Annotated in this window: 1 pseudogene; it reads right to left on the bottom strand. The window is 51.6% G+C overall.

What is annotated here, in order from left to right:
- A pseudogene (locus H6A25_RS12625) lies at positions 1–219 on the bottom strand (IS3 family transposase); the annotation flags it as partial.

Raw genomic sequence — 219 nt, 5'->3', positions numbered from 1 at the left:
TCCGCCGATAACCGTAGGTGCGAAAACTGCCTTCCCTCTGCTGCGCGATGACTTCCGCAAGAGCCGCATCCTTCTCCGGCTTGCCAAGGCGATGAACGAAGGCATAGTAACCGCTTCTGGATACTCCGAAGAATTTGCACATGACTGCTACGGGATACTCTGTTTTGTGGCGATAAATGATATGATACTTTACCTTTACCCTCACCTCCTTCCTGCGCA

This window comes from Intestinimonas butyriciproducens (genome assembly GCF_016901775.1).
Taxonomy (GTDB): domain Bacteria; phylum Bacillota; class Clostridia; order Oscillospirales; family Butyricicoccaceae; genus Pseudobutyricicoccus.
The sequence above is the reverse complement of the archived record's forward strand: the minus strand, read 5'-3'. Positions and strand labels throughout refer to the sequence as shown.